Origin of the sequence: Shewanella sp. SM29, from assembly GCF_025654245.1 — a bacterium.
In the GTDB taxonomy this organism is placed as follows: Bacteria; Pseudomonadota; Gammaproteobacteria; order Enterobacterales; family Shewanellaceae; genus Shewanella; species Shewanella oncorhynchi.
This window is the reverse complement of the sequence record NZ_JAKKRN010000020.1, coordinates 57,305-75,874: the sequence shown is the minus strand read 5'-3', so window position 1 is coordinate 75,874 and position 18,570 is coordinate 57,305. Positions and strand designations below refer to the sequence as shown.

General features: G+C 46.7%; 15 protein-coding genes. 4 read left to right on the top strand and 11 right to left on the bottom strand.

Annotated features, from left to right (window positions below):
- Positions 1–501: 501 nt before the first annotated feature.
- The 6 genes from ruvB to L5L77_RS14565 all read right to left on the bottom strand — a co-directional run bounded on the left by ruvB (position 502) and on the right by L5L77_RS14565 (position 8,626).
- Complete coding sequence (gene ruvB / locus L5L77_RS14590) at positions 502–1,506, bottom strand: Holliday junction branch migration DNA helicase RuvB (RefSeq protein WP_028759854.1); 1,005 nt, start codon at positions 1,504–1,506, stop codon at positions 502–504.
- Positions 1,507–1,553: 47 nt separating this feature from the next.
- The gene (gene ruvA, locus L5L77_RS14585) at positions 1,554–2,171 is read right to left on the bottom strand and encodes a Holliday junction branch migration protein RuvA (protein WP_028759853.1); all 618 of its coding nucleotides are present in this window, start codon (positions 2,169–2,171) and stop codon (positions 1,554–1,556) included.
- Positions 2,168–2,689: a crossover junction endodeoxyribonuclease RuvC gene (gene ruvC, locus L5L77_RS14580; protein WP_006081743.1), complete on the bottom strand. Its 522-nt coding sequence runs from the start codon at positions 2,687–2,689 to the stop codon at positions 2,168–2,170. Before ruvC ends, ruvA begins: the two co-directional genes overlap by 4 nt.
- A 104-nt stretch (positions 2,690–2,793) precedes the next feature.
- Entirely contained in the window at positions 2,794–3,540 is a 747-nt protein-coding gene (locus tag L5L77_RS14575) for a YebC/PmpR family DNA-binding transcriptional regulator (RefSeq protein WP_263186401.1), read from the bottom strand.
- Between the two features lie 312 nt (positions 3,541–3,852).
- Positions 3,853–5,631 carry an aspartate--tRNA ligase gene (gene aspS / locus L5L77_RS14570; protein WP_028759851.1) on the bottom strand — a complete coding sequence of 593 codons (1,779 nt, stop codon included), beginning with the start codon at positions 5,629–5,631 and terminating at the stop codon, positions 3,853–3,855.
- Positions 5,632–5,815: 184 nt separating this feature from the next.
- Positions 5,816–8,626, bottom strand: coding sequence for a diguanylate cyclase domain-containing protein (locus L5L77_RS14565; protein WP_263186400.1), 2,811 nt, complete (start codon positions 8,624–8,626; stop codon positions 5,816–5,818).
- A 150-nt stretch (positions 8,627–8,776) separates the two neighbouring features.
- On the opposite strand from L5L77_RS14565, the gene cmoA reads away from it, so the two are divergent.
- From cmoA to L5L77_RS14545, 4 genes are all read left to right on the top strand, one after another.
- Positions 8,777–9,508, top strand: a complete 732-nt coding sequence (cmoA, locus tag L5L77_RS14560; protein ID WP_263161336.1) for a carboxy-S-adenosyl-L-methionine synthase CmoA — start codon at positions 8,777–8,779, stop codon at positions 9,506–9,508.
- Positions 9,505–10,497, top strand: coding sequence for a tRNA 5-methoxyuridine(34)/uridine 5-oxyacetic acid(34) synthase CmoB (gene cmoB, locus L5L77_RS14555; RefSeq protein WP_263223014.1), 993 nt, complete (start codon positions 9,505–9,507; stop codon positions 10,495–10,497). The genes cmoA and cmoB overlap by 4 nt, the downstream gene beginning before the upstream one ends.
- 295 nt (positions 10,498–10,792) lie before the next feature.
- Entirely contained in the window at positions 10,793–12,652 is a 1,860-nt protein-coding gene (locus L5L77_RS14550) for a M3 family metallopeptidase (protein ID WP_263191854.1), read from the top strand.
- Between the two features lie 203 nt (positions 12,653–12,855).
- Positions 12,856–13,764, top strand: a complete 909-nt coding sequence (locus L5L77_RS14545) for a LysR family transcriptional regulator (protein ID WP_263186397.1) — start codon at positions 12,856–12,858, stop codon at positions 13,762–13,764.
- Positions 13,765–13,911: 147 nt separating this feature from the next.
- Here the strand turns inward: L5L77_RS14545 and L5L77_RS14540 are convergent, their stop codons facing one another.
- The 5 genes from L5L77_RS14540 to thiS all read right to left on the bottom strand — a co-directional run bounded on the left by L5L77_RS14540 (position 13,912) and on the right by thiS (position 18,569).
- Complete coding sequence (locus L5L77_RS14540) at positions 13,912–16,116, bottom strand: putative metalloprotease CJM1_0395 family protein (RefSeq protein WP_263223013.1); 2,205 nt, start codon at positions 16,114–16,116, stop codon at positions 13,912–13,914.
- Between the two features lie 5 nt (positions 16,117–16,121).
- Entirely contained in the window at positions 16,122–16,385 is a 264-nt protein-coding gene (locus L5L77_RS14535; protein WP_173244710.1) for a chemotaxis protein, read from the bottom strand.
- Between the two features lie 102 nt (positions 16,386–16,487).
- Positions 16,488–17,603, bottom strand: coding sequence for a 2-iminoacetate synthase ThiH (gene thiH, locus L5L77_RS14530; RefSeq protein ID WP_263138811.1), 1,116 nt, complete (start codon positions 17,601–17,603; stop codon positions 16,488–16,490).
- Complete coding sequence (locus L5L77_RS14525) at positions 17,600–18,364, bottom strand: thiazole synthase (protein WP_263138809.1); 765 nt, start codon at positions 18,362–18,364, stop codon at positions 17,600–17,602. The genes thiH and L5L77_RS14525 overlap by 4 nt, the downstream gene beginning before the upstream one ends.
- A 1-nt stretch (position 18,365) precedes the next feature.
- Positions 18,366–18,569, bottom strand: coding sequence for a sulfur carrier protein ThiS (gene thiS, locus L5L77_RS14520; RefSeq protein WP_263138807.1), 204 nt, complete (start codon positions 18,567–18,569; stop codon positions 18,366–18,368).
- Between the last annotated feature and the right edge of the window lies 1 nt (position 18,570).

Sequence of the window (18,570 nt, the reverse complement as noted above, 5' to 3'; positions counted from 1 at the left end):
ATCAATAAAAACAAAACAATATCATTACAAGTTGTTCCGTATGAAAAACCTAAAAAAGGTAACTGTAGCGACTATTTGTTTTGAGAATTTAATGGCCTAAATCCAATTTGTTGAATTAAATTAATCTCAGAGAAAAAATCAACCTTAATAGTGAAGATCTCAGACTTTAGCTCAACAAACACACCACGCTGATACACTTGTTGATAAATAAAGGGCATCAGTAGATAGCTGTAAATATATAGATTTCTATATAAAATCCATTATTAACGTCTAAATAACGAGCTGAAAACAGCCATAATACTTTGGAGTTTTGATACAATTTAATAATGAGAATTTATACCTATCAACTCATAAAAGCTCATTATCCCCTCCAATTACCGCCCCTTAATTTGTTTAAATATCGCTTTTACTTCACCCAAATTGTATGCAAAGGTAAATTTTTCCCATAAAAAAGGCGACTCTCAGGCCGCCTCTTAACCATATAAATCATCAAACTGATATTTACTCGGGTTTGATCAACTCAAAATGTTGATATGCCCGTGCGGTTGCAATACGGCCGCGGGGCGTGCGTTGGATAAAGCCTTGCTGGATCAAAAATGGCTCTAGCACATCTTCAATGGTTTCGCGCTCTTCGCCTATGGCTGCAGCTAAGTTATCGAGTCCAACTGGGCCACCCATAAACTTATCGATAATGGCGAGTAGTAACTTGCGGTCCATATAATCGAAACCTTCATTATCAACATCCAGCAAGTCTAGTGCATGGTCGGCAACAAACTTAGTGACAGCGCCATCATGCTTCACCTGCGCGTAATCCCGCACGCGGCGAAGCAGTCGGTTAGCTATCCGCGGTGTACCACGTGAACGGCGTGCGATTTCAAATGCACCTTCAGCATCAATATCCAGTTCCATCACCTGCGCCGAACGCGTGACTATGGTGCTTAAATCTTTGATGTTATAGAATTCAAGCCGTAGCGGGATCCCAAAACGCGCCCGAAGTGGTGAAGTCAAAGCTCCTGCCCGTGTTGTCGCACCCACTAGAGTAAACGGCGGTAAATCAAGCTTGATAGAGCGCGCTGCCGGCCCTTCACCTATCATGATATCCAGCTGATAATCTTCCATCGCTGGATACAAAATCTCCTCCACCACAGGGCTTAATCGGTGGATTTCATCGATGAATAACACATCACCGGATTCGAGATTGGTCAAAAGTGCGGCGAGATCGCCCGCTTTTTCCAGCACAGGCCCAGAGGTGGATTTAATGTTCACCCCCATCTCGTTCGCAACAATCATGGCTAAGGTGGTTTTACCCAATCCCGGCGGACCGTAAATCAACATATGATCTAAGGCTTCATTACGATTCTTTGCCGCTTGAATAAACACCTTAAGCTGTGCCCGAGTGTCATCTTGACCCGTGTATTCATCGAGCATTTTAGGGCGCATCGCCCTGTCGATGGATTCATCTTGAGCTTGGATCTGCGGCTGGATGAGTCTGTCTGCCTCAATCATTGTTATTCCTTATCGCAGCTTTCATCTTAATTATCATCATTGTTCAATTAAAGCATCGATTTAAGGGCGGCTTTGATCAGGGTTTCTGAATCCATGCCCTCTTTGTAGGCTGCAGAAACCGATTTGCTCGCCTGCGGTGGTTTATAACCCAGTGAAATTAAAGCTGAAATAGCATCTTCTTCGGCGCTATTGACTGTCGGTGCGGGTGAGTAATTGGATTGCAGCACGAACTCACGCTCTGAGCCTGCGGAGGCTTCCATCAAGCTCTTGAGCTTATCGCGCATTTCTACCAGTAACCGCTCGGCGGTCTTCTTGCCGACACCCGGTAATTTCACTAAGGTCACTATGTCATCGCGCTCAACGCAGCCCACAAATTCTGCGGCTGTCATGCCTGATAAAATGGTCAGTGCGAGCTTGGGACCGACACCATTGGTCTTGATCAGTAAGCGAAATAACGCCCTTTCCTGCTTAGTGATAAAACCATAGAGAAGCTGTGCATCTTCACGAACCACAAAGTGGGTGTAGACCATAGTTTCATGATTAACTTCAGGCAGCTCATAAAAGCTAGTAAGCGGCATCTGCAACTCGTAACCAACACCATTAACATCGATCAAAATTTCTGGTGCTTGTTTCTCAACGAGCACGCCCCGTAAACGACCTATCATCTGTACCGTCCGTATGTTCTTGCCGTTGCCCGGCCACTCAATGCAATTAAACTCTGGCTGGTGTGATAATGACACACAGCAACACCGAGTGCATCTGCGGCGTCAGCTTGTGGGGCAGCGGGTAATTTAAGTAGTTGTTGGATCATGTGTTGTACTTGGGCTTTCTGTGCTCGCCCCGTACCCACGACGGCGCTCTTAATTTGAGTCGCACTGTATTCGGCCACAGGTAAATTGGCGACTGTGGCAGCAACAATGGCCGCGCCGCGTGCTTGGCCTAACTTGAGCGCAGAATCGGCATTTTTTGCCATAAATACGCGCTCAATCGCAAATTCGTCCGGTTGATACTGACGAATAATCTCAGTGATCCCATCAAATATTTGCTTGAGCCTGCCAGGCAGCTCTTCAGACGAAGTGCGAATACAACCACTGCCGAGGTAAATCTGATGCCGTCCCTGACATTGGATCACGCCGTAGCCTGTGATCCGTGAACCTGGGTCAACACCTAAAATAATTGCCATTCAATACCTTAATATGGGATCTACATTTGCGTCCCTGTTCCTACGTTAGCATTTGCGAGTTGAAATTGGCATCAATTGAAGCCCCAATTCAGCTCACACTCTATCTAGCCTAGGCTTGCCATCACATCATCGGAGATTTCCGCATTATGATACACCTCTTGCACATCATCGTGATCTTCAAGGGTGTCGATAAGGCGCATAAATTTTTCGGCGGTTTCTAGATCAAGCTCAGCTTTCGTCGAGGCTATCATCGCGATTTCGGCATTATCCGCCACAAAATGGGCTTTATCGAGCTGCTCTTTCACCGTATAGAAATCAACGGGATCAGTAAACACATCCACAGCACCATCATCATAGCTGACAATATCTTCCGCGCCCGCTTCAAGCGCCGCTTCCATCAATGCATCTTCATCAGTTCCCGGCGCATAGGATAACACCCCACGCTGAGTGAACAGATAAGAAACCGACCCATCCGTGCCTAAGTTACCGCCCGATTTACTAAACGCATTACGTACACCACTCACAGTACGATTACGATTGTCCGTCATGGTTTCAACCATCACAGCAGTGCCGCCTGGGCCATAACCTTCATAGAGAATGGTTTCGAGTTGCTGGCCTTCTAATTCACCGGCGCCGCGTTTAATCGCACGCTCAACCGTTTCTCGGGTCATATTGCCACCGAGGGCTTTATCGATGGCGACACGTAATCGTGGATTAGAGTCGGGATCTGAGCCACCTTCACGGGCTGCAACGGTTAACTCGCGAATGAATTTAGTAAAGAGTTTACCGCGTTTAGCATCTTGAGCCGCTTTACGGTGCTTAATGTTGGCCCATTTACTGTGACCTGCCATGGGAAGTCTCCTCTACTTAGGTATCATCTAGGTGCCATCGCAAAGCTTATCAAGAGCCGAATATGGAATGAGACTAAATAACGGCTATTTACTTAAAGGATTGAACTAACAGATATTGATAAGCGGTGGAATGGCGGTTCACTAAAACAAACCGAGGCTCATGCCTCGGTTTTCGGTACGACTAAAAATAACTGACAAGGCTAACGTCAATCGACTTACACTAAAACGAGTTACACTAAAACGATTTACATAATGTCGATTTGAATAAGGTCGATTTACAAAAGTCGCCTTACAAAGCCCTCTTACAAAAGATCAGTCTTCCGCTTTAACAGCTTTCTCAACCACGGCAATACCCAGTTCAGCTAATTGCTGCGGATTGGCAAAACCAGGCGCGTTAGTCAGCGGACAAGCGGCAGTGGTGGTTTTCGGGAACGCCATCACATCACGGATTGAGCTTGCGCCCGTCATCAGCATGATGATGCGGTCTAAACCAAACGCTAAACCAGCATGTGGCGGTGTGCCGTAACGCAGCGCTTCTAACAGGAATCCGAATTTCTCTTTAGCCTCATCGTCAGTAATGCCCAGAATACGGAATACCGCAGACTGCATTTCTTGGTTGTGGATACGCACTGAACCACCGCCTAATTCGCAGCCGTTTAATACCATATCGTAAGCATCAGAAACGCGATTTGCTGGGTTAGCTTCAAGTTCTGCCGCCGTTACGCCGCGCGGTGCGGTGAACGGATGGTGAACCGCGTGGAAGTTGCCGTTGATTTTCTCAAACATTGGGAAGTCAACTACCCACAGTGGACGCCATTCACCTTGTAATAAGCTGAAATCTTCACCCGCTTTAAGACGCAGTGCGCCCATAGATTCGGCAACCACAGTCGCCTGATCTGCACCAAACAGGATAATGTCACCAGTTTGCGCGCCAGTGCGGCTGACGATTTCATTGACTATGCTTTCGTTTAAGAATTTCAGCACAGGTGATTGAATGCCCTCTAAGCCAAGGCTTAGATCATTAATCTTCATCCATGCTAAGCCTTTAGCACCATAGATGCCAACAAACTTAGTGTAATCATCGATTTGCTTACGAGACAGCGCAGCGCCGCCCGGAATACGCAGCGCAGCAACACGGCCTTCTTCATCGTTCGCAGGACCAGAGAATACCGCAAATTCCACTTCTTTGAGTAAATCGGCAATGTCCACCAGCTCTAATGGGTTACGTAAATCTGGCTTATCTGAACCAAAACGACGCATCGCTTCGTTGTAGGTCATGCGCGGGAACTCGCCGAGATCGACGTTCAGCATTTCAAGGAACAGACCACGCATCATCTCTTCGGTTTTCGCCATCACTTGCTCAGAGCTCATGAAAGACGTTTCGATATCGATTTGGGTGAATTCTGGCTGACGGTCGGCACGTAAGTCTTCATCACGGAAGCATTTTACGATTTGGTAGTAACGATCAAAGCCTGACATCATCAGTAACTGTTTAAACAGCTGCGGCGATTGTGGCAAGGCAAAGAACTGACCTTTATAAGTACGGCTTGGTACTAAATAATCGCGGGCACCTTCTGGGGTTGCCTTGGTCAGGATCGGGGTTTCTATGTCTAAGAAACCGTTTGAGTCGAGGAAACGACGCACAGAACTGGTCACTTTAGCGCGGAAAATTAATCGCTGCGCCATTTCTGGGCGACGTAAATCTAAGTAACGATACTTAAGACGTTGCTCTTCGCTGTTGTTCTGGTAGTTATCCATGCTCAATGGCAGTGGATCGGCAGCATTGATAATCGTCAAGGCTTGACCTAAGACTTCAATCTCACCCGTCTTCATTTGACCATTGACTTGGCTATCAGGACGGGCACGAACTAAGCCTTTGACCTGAACGCAAAATTCAGCGCGCAGCGTGCTAGCGACATTGAACACCTCAGGTAAGTCTGGATCATAGACCACTTGGATGAGACCTTCTCTGTCTCTTAAATCTAAAAAGACAACGCCACCCAAATCACGGCTACGATTAACCCAACCTACCAAGGTAACTTCTTGTCCAACGTGAGACTTATTGACGTCTCCACAATAATGACTGCGCATCTAACTCTATCCTTTATCCGGAAACCGGTGCTTTGGAAATAATCAAAACGAGATAAAAGCGGCATTATAGTAAAATAATGCCGATTACCAAAGTACTTCACACTTAGGCGGTGAAGTATCAAACAGTTTTACGCCCTTGACTAGAGGCGAACGCACTATCTGAGCATGAGCGTTCAAAAAAACATCAAGCTGAGCGATAACAACGCCCGCCGCTACTTTTTGCTTGGTACATCAGCTGATCGGCTTTTTTCAACAAACCTATCGCTGTGTCACCATCGCGGGGGTAAATCACCACGCCGATACTAACGGCTATGCTGACACTGACGCCTTGAATAAGCAAAGGGCTCGACAGTGCCTGTAGAATATTATCAGCTACTTGGGTAACGGCATCGAGATCTTGCACACGATTTAGCAGGATAACAAACTCATCGCCGCCAAATCGCGCAACGGTATCTGAGCCACGGATAACCTTGGTTAACTTTTGGGCGACCAGTACCAGTAATTCATCGCCAATGGGATGACCGTGTTGGTCATTGATTTGTTTAAAACCATCGAGATCGATGAATAACAAAGCGAAATGTGCCTGTTCTCTGCGATGAGATAGCAAAGCTTGGGTTAGTCTGTCATCAAGTAAGGCGCGATTGGGCAACTGAGTTAAAGCATCATGATTAGCCACATGCAGCAAACGTTTTTCTGCCACCAATCGCTGGGTGATCTCACGATTTAAGCGGCGATTCACTAACAACACCGCCACCATCACTGAGCATAAGACTATTACGCCAAATACGATATAACGCAGCCATTGCAGATATTTAGCACTCTCTGTCGCCACAGAAAATGACACCCAGCGCGTATATATTTTTTGCTGATGTTGAGCATCAACCAAAGCCAAAGCTTTATTAATCAGCAGCACCAGCGGCGCAAATTGAGGATAAACACCAATATGACTATGCTGATCGGCGAGATCACTGAGCAGCGACATTTTCAGTGTCGGATAGTGGCTGGTTTTAAGCTCAGAAGCTAAAGTCACCACTTTATCGATAAACACATCCGCATTGCCATTCGTCACGGCCGCTAATCCGGCCTGCGTATTTGGCACTATGACTAACTTGAGCGAAGGCTCCAGACTCATCAATTGCGCCACTAAATGATATCCCTCAACCACAGCCACCCTTTGACCTGCGAGCTGAGCAATATTAAAAACCGAGACTTGTTCCAGTTGCGACACTAAGGCCCACGGCGATGGCCAATAGGCTTCACTAAACGCTAAACGCTGCTGGCGCTCCGCCGTTTGCGCGACACTGCCGGCTAAACTCACCTCGCCCTTTTGCAACGCCTCGATTAACGAATGCCAATCATCAAAGGCAACGGGCGTGAGCTTAAGTTTGAGTTGTTCCTTGAGCAATTTGACGATATCGCTATTGATCCCCGCAAACTCACCCTGTTCATCCATAAACTCCATCGGTGGCCATTGTTTTAGATAACCGACTTTGAGCTCGCCTACGCTTTCCACATAGGCCTGCTCAGCGGGGCTTAAGCTGACATGGCGCTCAGCTTGGGTAAAAACATGATCTTTAGGATTGAGCATCCATTTATGTTCAATCTCAGCAAATTCTTGATTGCTAATACTGTTAAACCCATTGGCTATCCTCTGTGTAAGGCCAGCATCATCGCTACGGGTCAGCACATAAATGTTGGTGCTAAATTCGAGATCAGGATACTGGCTAAAGTCAGACCAGCCTTTATTGAGCAGTAAATAATGGGATGTCCATGCACCCGCGGCGATAAAACCGACAACTTCTCCAGACCTCGCCCCCGCCACCATGGCATCCATACTGTCGTAATAACGCAGTGACACTTGGGGTAATGCTTTACGCAAATCCACCAAATAAGGCGCTGTCGGCACCACACCAATACGTTTACCTTTTAAGCTGTCTAAATCGGTTAACTGTTGCTGATAGAGAAAGAGTCGACTCTTCACTGTATATAAATGCCAAGCCTGAGTAAGGCCCGTTTTAACATCATCACTTTCAGGATAACCTATATGGGCATCGGCGAGACCACGACGAACATCGTCCACGCTAGAGTTCATATCACCAGAAATAAAATCAACGGCAATACCCGTTTTCTCAGACCAAAGCTGCCACATGTCCACATACAAGCCATGGGGTAAACCATCGACACCTAAGTCCACAAAAGGCTCGACGCCCAGTTGCATCGAAATAACGAGTCCAGCTTGTTGACGTTGATAGCCAAGCCAACGTCGCTCCGTTTGCTGAATAAAGTGCGCATCGAGCGCAGTGAAACCTTTATTGATTTTATCGACTAATGCAAGATTGCCCTTTTGAACTGCGGGTACAAACTGCATCGCCTTAATTTGAAGGCGGGCAGTATTGGGAAAGTTTGCGGCAATCTCTTGGGATGAGTCGGGATCTTTCAAATAGCCTTCTAACCCCGCAAAGACTACGATCTCGCCCGCGGCGACCCCTGCCAATAATTTCTCACGACTTTCGTAGCGTTTAAACACAAGCTGCGGTTCGATACGGTGTAATTCCGCTTCATGGGATGAAGCCGCTACCACACCAATTTGAAAGGGGATCAGTTCTTTGATGGATTTTTTGCCCTGCAAGGATTTATGCAAATACAAAAAAGTGCCCACATCCGCAATGGGCACTGCAAAATCAAATTCTTGCTCTCGCTCTGGGATTTTCCCCATGCCGATATGCACTTGCGCCTTACCTTGCCGCAGTTGATCAAGGGACTCATGCCAGTGGCGCGCCACAAAAACGACTTGGGTATGGCTTTGTTTAGCCCACTCTTTCCATAAATCAACCAGTAATCCAGTCGGCTCGCCATCGTTGTCGACATATTGATAGGGAAAGCTATCCTCACCCATAACGATGATTAATGGCTCAGAGGACAACGGACTTGCCTGCCCCGTTATGCTCAAAAAACAGCTGCACAAGATCACAATTAAGTGGATCACAAACTTCAAGTTGAGCCCTTAGTACTTGATGTACATGTAACGATTTTGTTATCTATTAAGTATTAGACAAAAATTTATCGCAAATTACTAGCATGAGACTTGCTGCTAATCGCTCTGATTCGTTAAAATGCACAGTTGAATTCCCATGAAAAATCTCAGATGAACGTTTCTCAAGACACTATCTACGCTCAAGCGAGCGAGCATATTAGCGATTTCCAGTTTGATAACCGTGTAGCAGGCGTATTCAGTGACATGATCCGCCGCTCAGTGCCTGGATATGCGCAAATTATCAATACCATAGGCGATTTTGCAGATCGTTTCGTCATGCCAAATACTCAAATTTACGATTTGGGTTGCTCACTCGGTGCTGCGACCTTAAGTATTCGTCGCCAAATCCAAGGCCGCCAATGTCGCATTATTGCTGTAGATAACAGTGAATCTATGGTCGCACGCTGCCAAGAGAACCTGAATGCCTATGTCAGCGATACGGATGTCGATCTGGTTTGCGGTGATATTCGCGATATCGATATTCAAAATGCGTCATTGGTGGTACTCAACTTTACCTTGCAATTTTTACCGCCAGAAGACAGAGAAACCCTGATAGCGAAGATTTATCAAGGTCTGAATCCCGGCGGGATGTTAGTACTATCAGAAAAAATTCGCTTCGAAGATGCTCCTATCCAAACCCTATTGGAAGAGCAACATTTAGACTTTAAACGCGCTAATGGTTACAGCGAACTTGAGATCAGCCAAAAACGCAGTGCGCTGGAAAATGTCATGAAGCCAGACACCTTAACCACGCATCAACAACGACTCACCAGCCAAGGCTTTAGTCACTTTAGTCTCTGGTTCCAATGCTTTAACTTTGCTTCTATGGTGGCCATCAAGTGATCAGCTTTAGCTCGTTTTACCAACAAATCGCCGATTCAAATCTACAACACTGGCTCGAAACCCTGCCGAGCATTTTAGGCAAGTGGCAACGGGATCATAAACACGGCAACCTGCCAAAGTGGGAAAAAGTGCTCAACAAGCTGCACTATCCTGCACCAGATCAAATAGATTTTATCGATAGCGTGACCGTCGGTAGCGGCGAGCAACTTAGCCCAGGCGAAAAAGAGAAGCTTGAAAACCTGCTGCGTTTGTTTATGCCATGGCGTAAAGGCCCCTTCCACATTCATGGCATCCACATCGATACCGAATGGCGCAGTGACTGGAAATGGGACCGCGTTAAGCAACATATTTCGCCGCTGAAAAACCGCACTGTGCTCGATGTCGGTTGTGGCAGTGGTTATCACATGTGGCGCATGTTGGGCTCAGATGCCAAACGTGTCGTCGGTATCGACCCTTCGCCGTTGTTTTTATGTCAGTTTGAAGCCGTCAAACGTTTAGCGGGCACACATCACCCTGTACACCTGTTACCATTGGGTATTGAAGAGCTGCCACCGCTCGATGCATTTGACACAGTTTTCTCCATGGGCGTTTTATATCACAGACGTTCGCCTATCGATCACTTGTTACAGCTGCGTGATCAATTGCGCACCGGTGGTGAGCTCGTGCTAGAAACCTTGGTGATAGATGGCGACGAAAATGCCGTACTCGTGCCTCAAGATAGATATGGCAAAATGAATAATGTATGGTTCATTCCGTCCGTTGCCGCGCTCATGCTATGGTTAAAAAAGTGTGATTTCACTGATATCCGTTGTGTCGATACCGATGTCACAGCCCTTGCCGAGCAACGCCGTACCGACTGGATGCCCAACGAATCACTGGTTGAATACCTAGATCCTAACGACATCACCAAAACGGTTGAAGGTTATCCTGCGCCCAAACGCGCCACGATTATCGCAGTAAAAAATCAGCCTAATCAGGATTTAAACTAACCTTTTCAGTCTGAAGTAAGCGAATATCAGTCATTACGTCCTCAGAGTTTGAGTTGGTAATGGCTGATATCAAAAGCCGAAAGAACACCATTCCTCTAGTACATCTGGAATATGTAAGTGTTCAGCAGCTCAGTGTAACTCCTTCCTTGAATAGCAATACATTTGCGACTCCCACCCTTATCGTTGACATCCAGAACAGAACAGGGTTTCATGCATAACAATGACTTGAAGCTAACTCAATTGGATACTAAGTCAAAGTTAACTCATTCCATCACAGATGCAGAACACATAACCCATGTTAAAACCCACTTTACTGGTTAGCCTGTTTGGCTTGAGCCTTTATGTTACGAATGCCGCCTATGCGGCGCCAAGCCCTGTTCCCCTCTTAGTTGAACAATGCCTGCGTTTGCCAAGTATTGATCTCGCGACTGTGTTCGCCAATGCACGTTTAACTGCGTCTGAATTAACCTTGGCCCAGCGCGCGCTTATTTTTGAGCAACAGATGTTAGGGCTTAATAATATCAACGACAGGCTCAACTATTACCGTGGGTTTAACTTACCAAGCGAGGAACGCGAGGGTCTACTGCAATGCCAGCTACACCTCGCCGACACCCTGTCGCAACTTCTCAGCCAAACTGAATGGAGTCAACTAGCCTACGCCTTAGCCCAAGGCAATGCAGAACAAATACTGCTGAGCCAACAGCTTAAACAGTTACTACAACAGCATTGGAGCGCCGAGGAGAAAGCGAAATTACATACTGCACAAGCCAGCATAAGCCAAGGGTTAGGCAGTCAACAATTTAGTCTTGCCTTCAATGACAGCCAATGCCAACCCGAAGTGACTCAGCAGCAACATCTGCATAAAAAAGAGGATAAAAGTGACGAGCCGAAGCCCGACAGTTCAAAGCAGAGCGACTTTTCTGGCACTATCGCCAGTTACTTACTGACGCAAGAAAACGCCGTATGTCGCCAAAATGTATGGCAGGCCTACCAAGCCAGAGCCAGTGAAACCAACCAAACGGCATTAGAGCGAATTGCTGAGCAGCGCCAACAAGCCGCCACTGCTGCAGGCTTTACCGATTACAGCGCATTAGCGCTTAGTTCGCAGCAGTTATCGTCCCCTGAATTAGTCAAAGCCTTTCTCGATAGCCAAACCCAAGATCTGCAGGTGGCTCCTTGGGATATTGGGCGAACCCTGTCACAACAAGCATCAGCCAAGGGGCCGACATGGCAAACCTCTGACGTCTTGAGTCGCAGCTTTACTTATCTGCAAGTGTTTGGTTTACACTTTGAGACCATAGAAACCGCTAAGGTCGAGAAAATACCAACCGTTCCTAATCGGCCGCATATCGTTAGGGTCTACCACCAGCAAAGATTGTTAGGTGAAATCTATGTGGCGTACAACCCAAATCCACAGCAAGGTAGTCAACAGCAGACATTGCGCCAAAGTGTACTCGGCCAGCAATTTGGACAACAAGCTTTAGATCTCAAGCCACAGCTGAGTAACTACAAAGACATTGAGCAATTAACCGAGTCTATCGCAGAGGCTGTCACTTCTCTTGCTAAAGCGAGCCATTTCTACCTCAACAATGCCATGGGACAGAGTCAAGATAGCTATTTTGTGGCGAGTCTTTGGTTAGCAGAAGTACTGCGCCATCAACTCTTTCCGCAGTTTGAGCACACCTATTTACAGGAGCGTGAAACACTGGCTAAAGCTTATTCGAAGCAGCTTAAAGTCTTTCGCGCTAAGGTTGCAGTCAACTTTTACCAAAACTCAAGTGCACAAGTCTACCCCGATCTCGGTGCGGAGTTTAATGCGAGCTTTGGTCAAGACTGGCCACAAACACAGGATTATCCTTATAGCTTCAATGCTATCGCCAACGAAGGACCGCTCTACTACCAATCACTCTGGCAAGCATCGCTAGCCCAGCTGGTAGCTCAATCCACATTCAACTGCCAAGACAAACTAAAATTATTCAATGTATTAGTCATCAATGAAGACGCTTTGAGCTTAAGTGACCAATTAAAAGCGGTCATTGGCGCCCCCGTTGATAGTGCTGCGCTGATCCAAAGAATTTCAAATAGCACCGCTTCAGAACATGCTGACAATTCCAACACCCAAGCTTTCGACGCAACAGGTTCTTGTGCGTTTTAAGTGTTAATGCTTAGGATGTGTTTGTGACTCGCTCGGGCGCAAACACAGCTAATCGTCATGATTCGCCTCTCTATCACCTTAATAACTTAGCGCGACATAGTTAGCTGTATGTCGTGAAAACGACTGACTCTATGATATTTAATTGAAAAAGTCGTAAGAAGTGGCCACTATAAGCCTCAATCTATCGGTTTTTTGAGATTATAATGACTCGAGCTAAATCTACCTTAGAACAATGGCGTATTTTGCAAGCGGTGGTCGATTTTGGCGGCTATGCCCAAGCGGCCGAAAAACTCAACAAGAGTCAATCGTCACTTAACCATGCCGTTGCCAAATTACAGCATCAATTAGGTATCGAGCTACTCGAAGTCAAAGGCCGTAAAGCCTATCTCACCCCGCAGGGCGAAGTGCTGCTGCGCCGCTCACGGCATGTCACCCAAGCCGTCAACGAGTTAGAACAACTTGCGAGTAATCTTGAACAAGGGTGGGAGCCGACACTCACGATTGCCCGTGAAATTATCTATCCGATGGAAAGCTTAGTGTGTGCCCTCAATGCGTTTCTACCCCACAGTCGTGGCACTCGAATCATCATGCTGGACTCAGTGATCACCGGCACTCAAGAGCTCATTCTGCAGAGTAAAGTCGATATTGCTATCTGTGCAGGGGTGCCGCCTAAAGGGTATTTATCCGAACCCTTATGTGAACAAGAACTCTACCTCGTCTGTCATCCAAATCACCCACTCGCTGACTTAGGCACAATTGAAGACGATAAACTACTGGCACAATATTTACAGTTAGTGATTAAAGATACTGGAGTGCAATCCAACATTGATATCGGCTGGCTCAAAGCTGAGCAGCGCTGGACTGTCTCTAACTTCCATGAAGCTAAAGTCATTTTAAATCAAGGCATTGGTTTCTGTTGGATCCCCTCTTTCTTAGTCCAAGAAGAATTGGCTTCGGGTAATCTAGTACGTTTACATCTTGAGGGCAGCCAAAAACGTCGCATCATGTTGAGCTTAGTGATCCCTAAAAGAGATCAACAAGGGCCTGCATCAAAACTGCTTGCTTCCTTGATTTTAAAACAGCATGGAATTGAAATGACGAATAGTCATTAACAGCAAGATACAAAAAGAGTTATCAATTCGAGTGAGCCAAATGATAAATGCCAACTGCTGATAAAATGCTTAGTTCTTAGTGGTACTGAGAGGTTGTTTCGAAAAAGATGATGAACAGCGAATCATGGGAATAGTTAAAGCCTAATCTTACACACTAAAGTCGACATAGCGTGCTTGTTGATAACCCAAATATTGCGGCTGAATAAATCCCGTCTCCTGCAAGAGGTCATCCTCAACATATAACTCGCTCTGCAAAGACACATTCGTATTCGCGCTAGCACTGATATTTGAAGACTGCTCATTTACATTGTTTGCGGACAAAACATCCGTAGATTGCAAATTGCTAGGCAGATCATTTGAAGATGCCAGATAAGAAGGCTGAATATTGGCTTGCGACGTCATATCGACACGAGCTGAAGGTCCGGCACTAGCTTGTGCAACCGCGGCATAATAACGGCTTGCAACACTATCGGATCTTGAGATAAAACCCGTCGCTAAATCCGCTGAAGTTGAAGCTTCTCCAAATGCTAAAGTTGCGGTCGGTGGCTCAATCGTTTCCACTGTGGTCGATGTAGTGACTGAGTCACTGATATCAGAAGAGGTTTTCGAACCCGTATCAATGACTCTCGTGTTGACCGTTTGCGCCTCGATCGCTTGTTTTAGCTTATCAAGCGCAGTAGAGGCTGGGGTGAATACAGCCTCTTGGGGTTGAACAATATTACCTGACTCATCAACATCTCCCGTCACCACAGGTGTATGTTTTTCTAACGGTGGCAACTCTTTGATTTGAGCATCCGCGTCTATTAATGTTTGAGCCGTTTGCAAGTCAACAATTTGTTTTTGTCGCTCCTCTGCCAGCATCACCTTAGCTTCATTCATTTTTTGCAAGGCTTCCGCGGCAACACGGATATCCGCTGATGACGGGTCAACAGGAGCCATTGCTGCGGCATAAACTTGCTTCATTTTGTTTATCGTTGCAAGCGGGTCGCCTCCCACAGGAGAGACATCAATCTGCACTTCGCCATCGGTGGCGTAACGTTGGCCATCAGCACCCTTTTCATACTTAAAACTCGGGCTCTGAGCGTATTGTCCTCCGACGGTTGCGTGGGCATGCTCATGGGCTTTAACCTCTGAATCTCGAGTTTTAAGTTCATCGACTTGCTGTTGCTGTTGAGCCTGTACTTTTTCTTGGGCTTGTATCTCTTGTTCCTGAGCCTGCTGAACCAGTGATTGCTGCTTTGCCTCTTCCGCTGCTGCTATTTGCTGTTTCCGCGATTCTTCTTCCTGTACTTGCTTTTCAAGCTGATTATCATTTGGGGCAAAGACAGCAGCTAAGACTTGTTGACTATCATCTGGATTAGACGCTGTCGCAGGAGCATCTACAGGACCAGCTTGAGCCTGAGCTTCACCGAAAACTTGAGTAAATTGCTCTAACACAGTCGGTTGAGCAACATCATTGCTAGCTGATTGATCTACGACTTGCGCAGAGTTTGACTGACCAACAGGCCCTGCACTCGTTGCTACACTCTTATTTACAGCACTCTTATTTACAGAACTGTTGATTACAGAATCAGACGTAGAGGGATCAACTAACGCAGCTCCAGTAAAGACAGTTTGTGGTCCAAACACTGCAGCTAAATCAGGCATTATTGGAGAAACATCACCCGTGCTAGATGGATTGAAAGCAGGAATATCAGTACCAGTAGTGCCAATTGATGGACTCAGAGGCGTAAAAATATCAACGGGAATATTGCTCGTTACACTGAGATTTGGACTTATTGTAGCCAAGGAATTTACCCCAAGTCCGCTATTACTCGTACCCGCGACTGGCGAAAATACCTGAGTAGAAATAGGTGCCGCAATCTGTCCCCCGCGTACACCAGAAATGGATCTTGGTCCTGTTAACAAACTAAAACTCGCATCGGCATGTAAGCTAGCTCGATCATTTAACGTATTTACCTGAGGATTGCTCCTTGGCGTTGGTACGGAAAAAGGATCGATCTTGGGTGCTTGGCTTGCACCATTCAGTACAGGAAGTACAGATGCAGCAGTTGATGAAACAGCACTAGAAGCAGCAAAAGACACATTCGGTGATGAGTGGAGAGATTGGGAAACGTTAGCAGCTAATGAAGTAATAGGCGTGGCTTGAACTGGAGCAAATGAAGTTCCAGTTACCTGTAGTTCATGGACACCACTCGCTTCAATTTTTGCGGAGCCTGCAGTGTGAGCGCTGGCTCCTTGATAAGTGCTATTAGCGTGACTCTGGCTTAGATTCGAGCTGAGCATCTTATCATGTGCCGAAAATGAAGAGGATGGCGCTCCAACCTTAGGTGATAGCGCCACAACCGACATGATATTTACACCTTAATATTAATGATCGAACCTATCGTTTCAGAATCAGTTTCAATCACTTCTGTTGACGCTTCCCCTTGTCTTAATGACTCATTAGCGGTAAGTAATGCCGAGGTTTTATCAGGCTGCGCAACATCTCTTGTAGATTCAGCCGGAGTCGCACTTTGAGTCGGTGTAGGTTTAGCCACATCTATTGTTGCTTGAGTGAGCCCAGATTGAGCACTTTGCAAGCCTTGCAGACCGGATGAATAAGCAGATTGGATTTGCATAACGGTATTCCTGCACGCTGTGATTAATGGGTCAATTATTGACCAGTCACCTGCAAAAGTACAGGTTTTATCCGCATTCTCACCATTTATTTACAGTCTTATTTATCCTGTGATCCAATTGGCTTCCCAATCCTTAAATACGGGATTAAAACCCTGCCGTTGCATCTGTTCGATGACTTGCTCGACGCTGCGATCATCGCTTATCTCAAATTGATCGAGTTGACTGTCGGGTGCTTGATAGCCGCCCGGTTGTGTCGAACTACCCGCACTGATTTGAGTAATTCCAAGTGGCAAAAGATTATCCCTCAGCTCAGGGCTTTCCCTTGTCGACATACTGATATCAAGCTGATGATTAAAAAGTCTAAATGCACAAATCATTTGTACTAAACCTAAATCCGATAGCATAACTTTTGGGGTGATCCCGCCAGTACAAGGCCTTAACCTTGGCAGCGAAATACTAAAGCGAGTGCGCCAATAGCGACGCTCTAAATAGTCAATATGATATCCCATCATTAACGCATCTAAACGCCAATCATCCAGCCCCAGTAATACCCCAAGACCAATTTTATCGCCCCCCGCCGCCGCAACTCTGTCCGGTGTTGCTAAGCGATAGGCAAAATCCATTTTTTTACCTCGGGAATGGTGACGAGCATAAGTCTCGGGCTGATAGGTCTCCTGATAAATCATCACAGCATCTAAACCTAGCGCGACTAACTGGCGATAATGGTCCTCACTCATGGGTTGGACCTCCATCGCCACATGGCTAAATTGCTGCTTTACCAATGGCAACATTTGCTTGAAATAATCGATACCGACCTTAGTTTCATGCTCACCCGACACCAGTAAAATAGAATCGAACCCCCTATCTTTGATAATGACCATCTCGGCCATCAACTCCTGCTCATTCAAGGTCTTGCGTTTGAGTTTGTTACTCATACTAAAGCCACAGTAATCACATTCATTAGCGCACAGATTAGAGACGTATAGCGGTAAATACATGCCAAGATTCGCGCCAAATCGCTGCCGCGTAAGCGCCGCTGAACGTTGTGCCATGATTTCGATATAAGGCTCTGCCGCAGGTGATAACAAAGCCAGTAAGTTGCGCAAATCCCCTGCCGGACTCACTAACGCCCGCTCGACATCTTGGACTGTGCAAGAATACAAATCGAGTAACAGTTTATCCCGTGGGATGTTGGCAAATTCCGCTACAAAACTCATTGGTTTAAAAATCCCGTCAGAGGACTGGTCTGTACCGCGCCCGTTTGTACTCGGCCAAGCCCAGCTTCAAAGGCTCGCCGACCGCATTGCACTGCCTCCTTAAAGCACTCGGCCATCACTATCGGCGACGCGCTGCTGGCGATGGCCGTGTTGACGAGCACCGCATCGGCGCCCAGCTCCATTGCCCGCGCAGCCTGCGAAGGTGCGCCAATGCCGGCATCGATCACCACTGGCACCCGCGCCTGCTCTATGATGATTTTTAAAAAGCTTTCAGTGACTAAACCTTGATTACTGCCAATCGGACTCGCCAGTGGCATAACCGCAGCGCAGCCCACCTCTTCCAAGCGGCGACAGAGCACAGGATCGGCATGCACATAGGGCATCACGATAAAGCCTTTCTCACAGAGGATTCTGGCCGCATCTAAGGTTTCAATCGCATCGGGCATTAGGTACTTAGGGTCTGGATGGATTTCGAGCTTAATCCAATGAGTTCCCAGCATTTCACGGGCAAGCTCTGCCGCAAACACCGCTTCCTTGGCGTTTCTCGCCCCCGAAGTGTTAGGCAATAGCCGGACACCCGCTTGACGTAACGGCGTGAGTAAATCATCAAGCCCCATTTTAAAATCAATTCTTTTCATCGCGACTGTCACTAACTGCGATTTTGAAGCCGTTATCGCCTCAAGCATCACTTGGCTATTGCTGAATTTTCCCGTTCCGGTAAATAACCGTGATTCAAACTCCACATCGGCAATCGTTAACATATTAGCCTCCCGCCACTGCTGAAAAAAGTTCTAATTTATCTTCATGTTGGCAGAGAATAGATTGCCAGCGGTTGCGCGGAACCACCTCTGCATTCAACACGATAGCAACTGAGTCGAGGGCAATATCTTGCGCGAGGATCACAGCCGCGAGCGAAGTCGGTTCAGTCAACGACTGTGGGATATTATTTATGTGAATTAAAATCATA